Annotated in this window: 14 protein-coding genes; 11 read left to right on the plus strand and 3 right to left on the minus strand. The window is 55.9% G+C overall.

Translation table 11 applies throughout. From position 1 onward, the window contains the following. Positions 1-41 precede the first annotated feature (41 nt). The 6 genes from tgt to IM294_RS07690 all read left to right on the plus strand — a co-directional run bounded on the left by tgt (position 42) and on the right by IM294_RS07690 (position 5,584). The gene (gene tgt, locus IM294_RS07665) at positions 42-1,169 is read left to right on the plus strand and encodes a tRNA guanosine(34) transglycosylase Tgt (RefSeq protein ID WP_045259930.1); all 1,128 of its coding nucleotides are present in this window, start codon (positions 42-44) and stop codon (positions 1,167-1,169) included. Between the two features lie 22 nt (positions 1,170-1,191). Continuing rightward, positions 1,192-1,524, plus strand: a complete 333-nt coding sequence (yajC, locus tag IM294_RS07670) for a preprotein translocase subunit YajC (protein WP_000007630.1) — start codon at positions 1,192-1,194, stop codon at positions 1,522-1,524. A gap of 27 nt (positions 1,525-1,551) precedes the next feature. Next, entirely contained in the window at positions 1,552-3,399 is a 1,848-nt protein-coding gene (gene secD / locus IM294_RS07675; RefSeq protein ID WP_072031998.1) for a protein translocase subunit SecD, read from the plus strand. Between the two features lie 10 nt (positions 3,400-3,409). Next, positions 3,410-4,381 carry a protein translocase subunit SecF gene (secF, locus tag IM294_RS07680; RefSeq protein ID WP_047367602.1) on the plus strand — a complete coding sequence of 324 codons (972 nt, stop codon included), beginning with the start codon at positions 3,410-3,412 and terminating at the stop codon, positions 4,379-4,381. A 142-nt stretch (positions 4,382-4,523) separates the two neighbouring features. Continuing rightward, positions 4,524-4,889, plus strand: a complete 366-nt coding sequence (locus IM294_RS07685) for a VOC family protein (protein ID WP_049137496.1) — start codon at positions 4,524-4,526, stop codon at positions 4,887-4,889. Positions 4,890-4,903: 14 nt separating this feature from the next. Continuing rightward, positions 4,904-5,584 carry a YafY family protein gene (locus IM294_RS07690; RefSeq protein ID WP_028012145.1) on the plus strand — a complete coding sequence of 227 codons (681 nt, stop codon included), beginning with the start codon at positions 4,904-4,906 and terminating at the stop codon, positions 5,582-5,584. A gap of 118 nt (positions 5,585-5,702) precedes the next feature. Here the strand turns inward: IM294_RS07690 and IM294_RS07695 are convergent, their stop codons facing one another. Both IM294_RS07695 and IM294_RS07700 read right to left on the minus strand, forming a co-directional pair. After that, the gene (locus IM294_RS07695; RefSeq protein WP_028012146.1) at positions 5,703-6,587 is read right to left on the minus strand and encodes a nucleoside-specific channel-forming protein Tsx; all 885 of its coding nucleotides are present in this window, start codon (positions 6,585-6,587) and stop codon (positions 5,703-5,705) included. A gap of 270 nt (positions 6,588-6,857) precedes the next feature. Continuing rightward, on the minus strand, positions 6,858-7,397 hold the full coding sequence (locus tag IM294_RS07700; protein ID WP_028012147.1) for a DUF3251 domain-containing protein: 540 nt from the start codon (positions 7,395-7,397) through the stop codon (positions 6,858-6,860). A gap of 152 nt (positions 7,398-7,549) precedes the next feature. Between IM294_RS07700 and nrdR the strand changes: the two genes are divergently transcribed. From nrdR to thiL, 5 genes are all read left to right on the plus strand, one after another. Next, complete coding sequence (gene nrdR, locus IM294_RS07705) at positions 7,550-7,999, plus strand: transcriptional regulator NrdR (protein ID WP_008503337.1); 450 nt, start codon at positions 7,550-7,552, stop codon at positions 7,997-7,999. A gap of 4 nt (positions 8,000-8,003) precedes the next feature. Next, entirely contained in the window at positions 8,004-9,107 is a 1,104-nt protein-coding gene (ribD, locus tag IM294_RS07710; protein ID WP_126818299.1) for a bifunctional diaminohydroxyphosphoribosylaminopyrimidine deaminase/5-amino-6-(5-phosphoribosylamino)uracil reductase RibD, read from the plus strand. Between the two features lie 87 nt (positions 9,108-9,194). Then, on the plus strand, positions 9,195-9,665 hold the full coding sequence (ribE, locus tag IM294_RS07715; RefSeq protein WP_006176874.1) for a 6,7-dimethyl-8-ribityllumazine synthase: 471 nt from the start codon (positions 9,195-9,197) through the stop codon (positions 9,663-9,665). 21 nt (positions 9,666-9,686) lie between these two features. Beyond that, positions 9,687-10,106, plus strand: a complete 420-nt coding sequence (nusB, locus tag IM294_RS07720) for a transcription antitermination factor NusB (protein WP_006809908.1) — start codon at positions 9,687-9,689, stop codon at positions 10,104-10,106. 77 nt (positions 10,107-10,183) lie between these two features. Further along, on the plus strand, positions 10,184-11,155 hold the full coding sequence (gene thiL, locus IM294_RS07725; protein ID WP_041911088.1) for a thiamine-phosphate kinase: 972 nt from the start codon (positions 10,184-10,186) through the stop codon (positions 11,153-11,155). A 49-nt stretch (positions 11,156-11,204) separates the two neighbouring features. On the opposite strand, the gene IM294_RS07730 is transcribed toward thiL, so the two are convergent. Continuing rightward, complete coding sequence (locus IM294_RS07730; protein ID WP_028012150.1) at positions 11,205-12,179, minus strand: aldo/keto reductase; 975 nt, start codon at positions 12,177-12,179, stop codon at positions 11,205-11,207. Positions 12,180-12,182 lie beyond the last annotated feature (3 nt).

Here is a 12,182-nt window from a genome sequence, read left to right on the forward strand (position 1 = left end):
GTATGACAACGTTGGACTGTTTTTCTGACGTCGGAGAAAAAATGAAATTTGAACTCGATACCACCGATGGCCGCGCGCGTCGCGGTCGCCTGGTGTTTGATCGCGGCGTGGTGGAAACCCCCGCGTTTATGCCTGTGGGCACGTACGGCACCGTAAAAGGGATGACGCCGGAAGAAGTTGAAGCCACGGGCGCACAGATTATCCTCGGCAATACCTTCCACCTGTGGCTGCGTCCGGGTCAGGAGATCATGAAGCTCCACGGCGATCTGCACGATTTTATGCAGTGGAAAGGCCCGATCCTGACCGACTCCGGCGGCTTCCAGGTCTTCAGCCTGGGCGATATCCGCAAGATCACCGAGCAGGGCGTACACTTCCGTAACCCGATCAACGGCGATCCGATTTTCCTCGATCCCGAAAAGTCGATGGAGATTCAGTACGATCTCGGCTCCGACATCGTGATGATCTTCGACGAATGTACGCCGTACCCGGCAGACTGGGACTACGCGAAACGCTCTATGGAGATGTCTCTGCGCTGGGCGAAGCGCAGCCGCGACCGTTTTGACTCCCTGCAGAACAAAAATGCGCTGTTCGGCATCATTCAGGGCAGCGTTTACGAAGATTTACGCGATATCTCTGTTAAAGGTCTGGTAGAGATAGGTTTTGATGGCTACGCTGTCGGCGGTTTGGCTGTGGGTGAGCCGAAGGAAGACATGCACCGCATTCTGGAGCACGTCTGCCCGCAAATCCCGGCGGATAAACCACGATACCTGATGGGTGTGGGTAAACCCGAAGATCTGGTGGAAGGCGTACGTCGCGGCATTGATATGTTCGACTGCGTGATGCCAACCCGCAACGCGCGTAACGGTCATCTGTTCGTTACCGATGGCGTGGTGAAAATCCGTAACGCGAAGCATAAGAGTGACACCAGCCCGCTCGATTCCGAGTGCGATTGCTATACCTGTCGCAATTATTCTCGCGCGTATCTGCATCATCTCGATCGTTGTAATGAGATTTTGGGCGCGCGTCTCAATACGATTCATAATCTTCGCTACTATCAGCGCTTAATGTCTGGTTTACGCAAGGCTATCGAAGAGGGTAAATTAGAGAGCTTCGTGACCGATTTTTACCAACGTCAGGGGCGGGATGTTCCACCGTTGAACGTTGATTAATATTAATAATGAGGGAATTTGAATGAGCTTTTTTATTTCTGATGCGGTAGCGGCAACAGGTGCTCCGGCGCAGGGCAGCCCGATGTCTCTGATCCTGATGCTGGTTGTGTTCGGTCTGATCTTCTACTTCATGATCCTGCGCCCACAGCAGAAGCGTACCAAAGAGCACAAAAAGCTGATGGACTCCATCGCGAAAGGCGATGAAGTGCTGACCAACGGTGGTCTGGTCGGCCGCGTAACCAAAGTGGCTGAAAGCGGCTACATTGCTATCGCCCTGAACGACACCACTGAAGTGGTTATCAAACGTGACTTCGTAGCTGCCGTTCTGCCGAAAGGCACCATGAAGGCGCTGTAATCCCAACTTTTCCCAAAGGGAACTGCCGTGTTAAACCGTTATCCTTTGTGGAAGTACATCATGCTGGTCGTCGTGATTATCGTCGGCCTGCTGTACGCGCTTCCCAACCTGTATGGTGAGGATCCGGCCGTTCAAATCACTGGCGCGCGCGGTGTCGCCGCCAGTGAGCAAACGCTGATCCAGGTCCAGAAAACGTTACAAGAAGAAAAAATTACCGCTAAGTCTGTGGCTCTGGAAGAGGGTGCAATTCTTGCTCGCTTCGACACCACCGACACGCAGCTCCGCGCTCGCGAAGCGCTGATGGGCGTGCTGGGTGACAAATATGTCGTGGCGCTTAACCTTGCTCCTGCAACCCCTCGCTGGCTGGCTGCGCTGAACGCAGAGCCAATGAAGCTGGGTCTTGACCTGCGTGGCGGCGTTCACTTCCTGATGGAAGTGGATATGGATACCGCGCTCGGCAAGCTGCAGGAACAGAATATCGACAGCCTGCGCAGCGATCTGCGCGACAAAGGCATCCCATACACTACCGTGCGTAAAGAAGATAACTACGGCATGAGCATCACGTTCCGCGACAGCGCGGCGCGCGATCAGGCTGTAGATTACCTGACCCAACGTCACCGTGACCTGGTGATCACCTCTCAGGGCAGTAACCAGCTGCGTGCGGTGATGACCGATGCGCGTCTGAAAGAAGCGCGTGAATATGCCGTTCAGCAGAACATCAACATTCTGCGTAACCGTGTAAACCAGCTGGGCGTGGCTGAGCCGCTGGTACAGCGTCAGGGTGCTGACCGTATCGTGGTTGAACTGCCGGGTATCCAGGATACCGCGCGTGCGAAAGAGATCCTCGGTGCGACCGCGACGCTGGAATTCCGTCTGGTGAACTCCAATGTCGATCAGTCTGCCGCGGCGTCTGGCCGTATTCCGGGTGACTCCGAAGTGAAACAGACCCGCGAAGGTCAGCCGGTTGTGCTGTACAAGCGCGTGATCCTGACCGGTGACCACATCACCGACTCCACTTCAAGCCAGGATGAGTACAACCAGCCGCAGGTTAACATCTCGCTGGATAGCGCGGGTGGTAACATCATGTCTAACTTCACCAAGGACAACATCGGCAAACCGATGGCGACCCTGTTCGTGGAGTACAAAGACAGCGGTAAGAAAGATGCAAACGGCCGTGCGGTGCTGGTGAAAGAGGAAGAGGTGATTAACATCGCCAACATCCAGTCTCGTCTGGGTAACAGCTTCCGTATTACCGGTATTAGTAACCCGAACGAAGCGCGTCAGCTCTCGCTGCTGCTGCGTGCCGGTGCGCTGATTGCGCCAATTCAGATTGTTGAAGAACGTACCATTGGTCCAACTCTGGGTATGCAAAACATCCAGCAGGGTCTGGAAGCGTGTCTGGCCGGTCTGGCAGTCTCTATCCTCTTCATGATCTTCTTCTATAAGAAGTTCGGTCTGATTGCGACCTCCGCGCTGATCGCAAACCTGGTGCTGATCATCGGCATTATGTCCCTGCTGCCGGGGGCGACGCTGACCATGCCAGGGATTGCGGGTATCGTTCTGACCCTTGCGGTGGCGGTCGACGCCAACGTACTGATTAACGAACGTATCAAAGAAGAGTTGAGCAACGGTCGCTCTGTCCAGCAGGCGATTGACGAAGGTTATAAAGGCGCGTTCAGCTCTATCTTCGATGCGAACGTAACAACACTGATTAAGGTTCTTATCCTGTATGCAGTGGGTACTGGCGCGATCAAAGGCTTTGCGATTACCACCGGTATCGGTGTCGCAACGTCAATGTTTACCGCTATTGTCGGCACCCGTGCCATCGTGAACCTGCTGTACGGCGGCAAGCGCGTCAAAAAGCTGTCTATCTGAGGAGTGCGTTGTGGCACAGGAATATACTGTTGAACAATTGAACCATGGCCGTAAAGTCTGGGACTTTATGCGCTGGGACTACTGGGCCTTCGGCATTTCAGGTTTACTGCTGATTTTGTCCATCGTCATTATGGGCGTGAAAGGCTTTAACTGGGGTCTCGATTTCACCGGTGGTACGGTCATCGAGATCTCCCTGGAAAAACCGGTCGATATGGACCAGATGCGCGAATCGCTGCAGAAAGCGGGCTTTGAAGAGCCGCTGCTGCAGAACTTCGGCAGCAGCCGCGACATCATGGTACGTATGCCGCCGGTGCACGATGCCAACGGCAGCCAGGAGCTGGGCAGCAAGGTCGTACAGGTCATTAACGAGACCACCAGCCAGAGCGCGGCGGTCAAGCGTATTGAGTTCGTCGGCCCGAGCGTGGGTGCGGACCTGGCGCAAACCGGCGCCATGGCGCTGCTGGTGGCGCTGATCTCCATCCTGGTGTACGTCGGTTTCCGCTTCGAGTGGCGACTGGCGGCTGGTGTGGTTATCGCCCTGGCGCACGACGTGGTGATCACCATGGGCATACTGTCTCTGTTCCACATTGAGATTGACCTGACCATCGTGGCATCCCTGATGTCCGTAATCGGTTACTCACTGAACGACAGTATCGTGGTATCTGACCGTATCCGTGAAAACTTCCGTAAGATCCGTCGCGGCACGCCGTACGAAATCTTTAACGTGTCGTTGACCCAGACGCTGCATCGTACCTTGATCACCTCCGGTACTACCCTGATGGTGATCCTGATGCTGTTCCTCTTCGGTGGCCCGGTGCTGGAAGGCTTCTCGCTGACCATGCTGATCGGTGTCTCCATCGGTACGGCGTCGTCTATTTACGTGGCGTCCGCTCTGGCACTGAAACTTGGCATGAAGCGCGAGCACCTGCTCCAGCAGAAGGTCGAGAAAGAAGGGGCGGATCAGCCGTCCATTCTGCCGTAAGGCGACGTTTAGCGCGTTATCGGAATCCCGGTCTGTTGACCGGGATTTTTTTTATCTGCTCCTGACAAACACTCCTGACAGTATGCTGTCAGGAGCCCTGCCGTAGACTCCTTCTGAACCCAAACAACAGGCAGGAGGATGTATGAAAAGCGTAATTAACTGGTTTGAAATTCCGGTTTCGGATATGGATCGCGCCATTAAATTTTATGAGCCGGTGATGCAGCTCGCACTGCGTCGCGAGAAAATGGACATTGCCGAGCTGGCGGTTTTCCCGCATGAGGATCCCGCAACCGGAGGAGCGCTGGCAAAATTTGACGGCGTTACGCCCTCTTTGCAGGGCGCTATTATTTACCTGCATACTGACAATCTGGCGACCACGCTCGATCGCATTGCCTCTGCGGGCGGCGAGTGCGTGTTTGGCCCGCTGGAACTGCCGCATGGTATCGGCACTATCGCACTGTTTACCGACAGCGAGGGTAACCGCGTCGGCCTTCATCAACCTGCCTGAGAGCGAATGACGTTATGACCCGACGCGCTGACCGTTTGTTTCAGATTGTGCAGATCCTGCGGGGCAGGCGTCTGACAACGGCAGCGCATCTGGCGGACCGGCTTGGCGTGTCCGAGCGCACGGTCTACCGCGATATCCGCGACCTGTCGCTTTCCGGCGTGCCGGTGGAAGGCGAGGCGGGAAGCGGATATCGGCTGATGTCGGGTTTTGACCTGCCGCCGCTGATGCTGACAAATAAGGAATCCGAAGCGCTGATGGTCGCGATTCGCCTGCTCAAAACCTGGGGAGGTGAATCGCTGTCGCGCGAGCTGGAGTCGGCCCAGGAGAAGGTGCTGGCTATTCTGCCCGAGGAGAGCCGCAGAAAGGCGGAGCAAACGCGTATCTACGCCCCGGATTTTTGCATGCAAAGCCACTCCCGCAGCGATTTTGACATGATTCACCAGGCGATTTCTGCTCAGCGCGTATTAGCGCTGCATTATCGTGATGAAGCCGGGCTACTCTCAAAACGTGAGGTACAGCCGCTGGGGTTATTCTTCTGGGGGGAGCGCTGGCTGCTGGCGGCATGGTGTGAACGGCGCGATGACTACCGCTGTTTCCGGCTCGACCGGTGTCTCAATGTTGTAATGACGGAGAGGCGGTTCAGTGAGAGTGCGGACAGGTCTTTGGCAGATTTTTTGCGCAAGGTGAAGCAGTAAAAAGCCGGGTGGCGAGGTAAAAGCAAAACGGCAACGATGTTGCCGTTTTTTGTGTTTGCGCCCTCTCCCGTGGGAGAGGGAAGGGGTGAGGGCACCAGCCCGCACAATCCCGCACTGATTAGAAGTTGTAACCCACGACCAGGTAACCACCCCAGCCGGTAGAGCGGACGCTAAAGTCGCCGTTACCGAAGTTCAGGCTCGCATCGTCGTTCCACTGGCCACCGTTGTGCCAGTAACGCGCAACAACAGAGTAGTGCCAGTGATCGTAGTTCAGCGCCAGGATGTGGCTGGAGGCGATGGAATCGTTGGTACGCGCTTTCTTGCCGTTCAGGTCACGGAAATCGTCGTCGCCCAGGTCTGAGCCCCAGTCAAAGTTAGTGAAACCGATGTAGCTCAGATTACCGCCCCACAGCTGGGTAATTGGCACGAAGTATTTCACTTTGAAACGGTAGCCGTCCCACTCGTTTTCATTCGCTGCGCCGTAGTTCTGCCACTGGTATTTTGCATACACGTTCAGGGACAGGCTCATTGGCAGGCCGGTGTCAATGTCAGTACCCAGACCCATATACCAGGTGCTCTGACGACCGGACTTATTGCGGCCCATGTCGTAGATGTAGTTGTTTGCGAAGTACCACTCTTTGAACGGACCAAACGCCAGGCTGGTACCGGTCAGTTTGTCGATGGAGAAGCGCGGTTCAATCTCCATGAACAGTGGGGAACCGTGGTTCCAGATACCTTTCGCATCGGTGTTACCACCGAAGAACACAGGCGCATCCATATAGCCGTAGAAATCAAACCAGTCTTTCTTGGCGAACGCTTCATATTCCAGGTAGGTATCGTTGCGGATCTGCGGTCCGAAACGGGTGTGGTAGCTGCCTACCACGTTAACGCTCTGGTGCCACCAGTCGGAGAGGTATTGTGGTTTCTCGTTTTCCGCTGCGTTAACAGTGAAAGAGGAGGACAGTGCCAGAACTGCACCGGCTGCGAGTAATGTTTTTTTCATAATCATGCCACTGATTGAAATTCCCTTCCGGGAGTGAAAAATGCGCGAATTGCGTTTCTAAATATTTCGTGTTTCTGCGGTGCCTATTATAGGAATCCCTGCTCACAAAAATATGTGTTGTTTCACATATCTCTCACACGCGTAATCGATTGCGTTCACGTTTGCGTACTTTAAACGGCCGGGATTGTAGCGGCAATCATTTCTGTTGCCAATCCATACGAAATGTAAATGTTAGCGGAGTGACATTTCACTCCGCTCAAAAGGAAGGGATTACTGCGCGGCAGGTTGGATGTCGTGAATGCGGATAAAGCCTAACTGCTCAGGCGTAAGTCCGCTTAGCTGAAGTGGAATATCCACATCGCTGGGCGCTAACACGCTGGCCGGAGCGGTGAACAGCTGGTTCTTCACGTTCACCTCCTGGTAGCTCTCCGTGGTGCCCTGGATCTGGCCCCACTCTACGGTGCCGCTGAAGGCGGGCAGCGGATCGTTGGACTCACCGTGAATACGTAATGTTGCGCGCGTACCATCCGCATTCGCCGCCACATTCACCAGAGACATCTTCAGCGTGCCAATCTGGCTATTAAGCAGGGCAGGCGTATTCGCTCCTGGCAGCAGATATACCCCGCTGGTGGATTTGGCGTTCAGCGCGTTTTGCTGGGTGATCTTCACCGTTTCTTTGTTCAGTTTGTCCATCGCCGTGTTGAGCGTATTCACGCTTTGTTTCATCTGGCGGACTTCGGTTTGCTGTGCACAGGCACTAAGGGTGAAGAGGCTCCCCACCAGTAAAATTTTCAGGTAACGTCTTGTCATAGCGTTTATTCCTTGAAATGACGGATCCCCATAATGGTAGCCAGCAACGTACCGCCGGACATAGATCCTTTATCTCAAAAAAGCTCCTCCTTTGTTGTCAGGCCAGATCAGGGTAAAATGAAAATCAGTTAACCAGATAACAGGGATACCGTATGCATTGCCCATTCTGCTCCGCTGTGGATACCAAAGTCATCGACTCTCGCCTTGTGGGCGAAGGGTCTTCTGTGCGCCGTCGTCGGCAGTGTCTGGTGTGCAACGAGCGTTTCACGACCTTTGAGGTTGCAGAGCTGGTAATGCCGCGCGTGGTAAAAAGTAACGACGTGCGCGAGCCGTTTAACGAAGAGAAACTGCGCAGCGGAATGCTGAAAGCCCTCGAAAAACGGCCCGTCAGCGCGGATGATGTCGAAATGGCGTTAAACCACATTAAATCTTACCTGCGTGGCCTGGGCGAGCGTGAAGTCCCGAGCAAAATGATCGGCAACCTGGTGATGGAGCAGCTGAAAAAGCTCGATAAGGTCGCCTATATCCGCTTCGCCTCTGTCTACCGCAGTTTCGAAGATATCAAAGAGTTTGGCGAAGAGATCGCCCGCTTACAGGATTAAGCCCATGCAGGATGAGAAGTACATGGCGCGGGCCATGAAGCTGGCGCAGCGCGGTCGTTTTACCACCCATCCTAACCCCAACGTCGGGTGCGTTATCGTGAAAGATGGCGAGATCGTGGGGGAAGGGTTTCACTATCGCGCAGGCGAGCCGCATGCTGAAGTGCATGCCCTGCGTATGGCGGGGGAGAAAGCGCGAGGCGCGACGGCCTACGTGACGCTGGAGCCCTGCAGCCACCACGGGCGCACGCCGCCGTGCTGTGAAGCGCTGATTGCGGCAGGGGTTTCGCGCGTGGTCGCCGCTATGCAGGATCCTAACCCGCAGGTGGCGGGCCGCGGCCTGTATCGTCTGCAACAGGAAGGGATCGACGTCAGCCACGGCCTGATGATGCAAGATGCGGAAGCCATCAACAAAGGCTTTCTGAAGCGCATGCGCACCGGTTTTCCGTATATCCAGCTTAAGCTGGGCGCCTCGCTGGACGGCCGTACGGCAATGGCGAACGGTGAAAGCCAGTGGATCACCTCGCCGCAGGCAAGGCGCGATGTGCAACGTCTGCGTGCGCAAAGCCATGCTATCCTCACCAGCAGTGAAACCGTTCTGGCTGACGATCCGGCCATGACCGTGCGCTGGGATGAGCTGAATGCCGATACCCAGGCGCTTTATCCGCAGGAGAACCTGCGCCAGCCGCTGCGTATTATTATTGATAGCCAGAACCGCGTGACCCCGGAGCACCGCATCGTGCATCAGCCGGGTGAAACCTGGATTGCGCGCACCAAAGAAGATACGCGTGAATGGCCGGAAGGCGTGCGCAGCATTATGGTGCCGGAGCATAACGGACATCTGGATCTCGTGGTGCTGATGATGTTGCTCGGCAAGCAGCAGGTGAACAGTATCTGGGTCGAAGCCGGTCCGACGCTCGCGGGCGCGCTGCTCCAGGCGGGGCTGGTGGATGAACTGCTCGTCTACGTTGCGCCTAAACTGTTAGGTCATGATGCGCGCGGCCTGTTTGTGCTGCCTGGCCTTGAAAAACTGGCCGACGCACCGCAACTCACATTCAGCGAGATTCGTCCGGTGGGTCCGGATGTCTGCCTCCATTTAACGACAGCGTAATTGCTCCCGAAATAGGGAAGCAGTGCGCAAAGTATTATGATAAAATCCGCCCCCCTGCGGGGCCAAATGAACCCGTAAAGGAAGAGTATGAACATTATTGAAGCTGCTGTAGCTACCCCGGACGCTCGCGTCGCCATCACCATTGCGCGTTTCAACAACTTCATCAACGATAGCCTGCTGGAAGGTGCGATTGACGCCCTGAAACGTATCGGCCAGGTTAAAGATGACAACATTACCGTTGTTTGGGTTCCAGGCGCTTATGAACTGCCACTGGCGGCGGGCGCGCTGGCGAAAACCGGTAAATACGACGCGGTGATTGCGCTGGGTACCGTTATTCGTGGCGGCACTGCGCACTTCGAATACGTTGCGGGCGGTGCAAGCAACGGTCTGGCACACGTTGCGCAGGATGCTGAAATTCCTGTCGCGTTCGGCGTGCTGACCACCGAAAGTATTGAACAAGCCATCGAACGTGCTGGCACCAAAGCCGGTAACAAAGGTGCAGAAGCTGCACTGACCGCGCTTGAAATGATCAATGTATTGAAAGCCATTAAGGCCTGATTTTTTTGTAAGGGGAATTCCGTGAAACCTGCTGCTCGTCGCCGCGCCCGTGAATGTGCCGTCCAGGCACTTTACTCCTGGCAGTTGTCCCAGAACGACATCGCTGATGTTGAATACCAGTTCCTGTCAGAACAGGACGTGAAAGACGTTGACGTTCTGTACTTCCGTGAACTGCTGTCGGGAGTGGCGACTAATAGCGCGTATCTCGATGGCCTGATGAAGCCATACCTGTCCCGTTTGCTCGAAGAGCTGGGTCAGGTGGAAAAAGCAGTGTTGCGTATCGCGCTGTTTGAGCTGTCTAAACGTGATGATGTGCCGTACAAAGTGGCCATCAACGAAGCGATCGAACTGGCGAAAACCTTCGGCGCTGAAGACAGCCATAAGTTCGTTAACGGCGTACTTGATAAAGCCGCACCTGCGATCCGTCCCCACAAAAAGTGATCCGCAAACCGGAGTTCTGCATTGCCTGACGGGCAGTGCGGCTCCGGTTTTTTCTTTTATTTGCTGAGGCATAACGTATGGCATGCGGCGAATTCTCCCTGATTGCCCGTTATTTCGACCGTGTCAGAACCTCTCGTCTTGATGTTGAAACCGGCATTGGCGATGACTGTGCACTTCTCAATATTCCTGAAAAGCAGACGCTGGCAATCAGCACCGACACCTTAGTGTGCGGACGTCATTTCTTACCTGATATCGATCCTGCCGATCTGGCGTATAAAGCGCTGGCGGTCAACGTCAGCGATCTGGCGGCAATGGGCGCTGACCCGGCCTGGCTGACGCTGGCCCTGACGCTGCCGGAGGTGGATGAAGCCTGGCTTGAAGCGTTCAGCGATGCGCTGTTTGAACAGCTGAACTACTACGATATGCAGCTGATTGGCGGCGATACGACTGCCGGGCCGCTGTCGATGACGCTGGCGATCCACGGCTATGTGCCGCTCGGTCGCGCGCTGAAGCGCTCGGGCGCTAAACCGGGCGACTGGATCTACGTGACCGGGACGCCGGGAGACAGCGCGGCAGGGCTGGCGATCCTTCAGGATCGCTTAAACGTGAAGGACGCTGACGATGCGGCGTATCTGGTGAAGCGCCACCTGCGCCCGACGCCGCGTATTCTGCACGGTCAGGCGCTGCGCGAACGGGCCAGTTCGGCTATCGATCTCTCTGACGGTCTCATCTCTGACCTCGGCCATATCCTGAAGGCCAGCGGGGTGGGCGCGCGCGTTGACCTGGATCTGTTCCCGCTGTCGGAGCAACTGCTTCGCCATGTGGAGCCTGAGCAGGCGCTGCGCTGGGCGCTCTCCGGGGGGGAAGACTACGAGCTGTGCTTCACGGTGCCAGAGCTGAACCGTGGAACGCTGGACGTGGCATTGGCCCATCTTGGCGCAAAGTTTACCTGCATCGGTCAGATCATGCCGGAGAGTGAAGGGCTGAAGTTTGTGAAAGACGGTGCGCCCGTTACGCTGGACTGGAAAGGGTACGATCACTTCGGGTAAGTTTGTGCACTCAGTATTGCCGGGTAAGCGTACGCCACCCGGCAAGTGTTTACTTAAACCCCACCACCGGATGCTGCTGATACGGCGTCTCCAGCTCGGCAACCTGCTCCGGCGTCAGCGATAAATCCACCGCGCTTAACAACTCGTCCAGCTGTTCTTCCCGCGATGTACCAATAATCGGTGCGGCGACACCCCGCTTGCCCAGCAGCCACGCCAGCGCCACCTGCGCGCGCGTTGCGCCGATATCGTCGGCGATCCCGGCTAAACGTTCGGCAATCAGCGCATCGCTGGCTTCGGTACCGGAATAAAGATTTTTACCCACTTCATCCGATACCAGCCGCGCCGTGGTTTCTCCCCACGGACGAGTTAAGCGTCCGCGCGCCAGCGGGCTCCACGGGATCACCGCCACGCCTTCCTGGTAGCAGAGCGGCAGCATCTCGCGTTCTTCTTCCCGGTAAATCAGGTTGTAGTGATCCTGCATGGTGACAAAGCGTGCCCAGCCGTGCTGCGCCTGGAGATCGAGCGCCTGAGCAAACTGAGATGCGTGCATTGACGACGCGCCGATATAGCGCGCTTTACCCGCTTTCACGACATCGTTCAGCGCTTCAAGGGTTTCTTCAATTGGCGTGTTGTAATCCCAGCGGTGAATTTGCAGCAGGTCGACGTAATCCATGTTCAGGCGTCTGAGGCTGTCATCAATGGAGCGCAGGATCTGCGCGCGAGAGAGGCCTTCAGCCAGATCGCCTGACGGGTAGTACACCTTGGTGGCGACCACAATCTCATCCCGACGGGCAAAATCACGCAGAGCGCGGCCCACAATCTCTTCGCTGCTGCCGTCAGAGTAGCTGTTGGCGGTATCGAAGAAGTTGATGCCGCCGTCTATGGCGCGCTTGATGATAGGGCGGCTGCTCTCTTCCGGCAGCGTCCAGGCGTGATTTCCCCGGTCAGGCTCGCCAAAGGTCATGCAGCCCAGGCAAAGCCGGGACACCCTGAGGTCCGTTTTTCCTAATGTCGTGTATTGCATGGT

The sequence above is a fragment of the Enterobacter cloacae complex sp. P43RS genome, from assembly GCF_014930585.1.
Classification (GTDB): domain Bacteria; phylum Pseudomonadota; class Gammaproteobacteria; order Enterobacterales; family Enterobacteriaceae; genus Enterobacter; species Enterobacter bugandensis.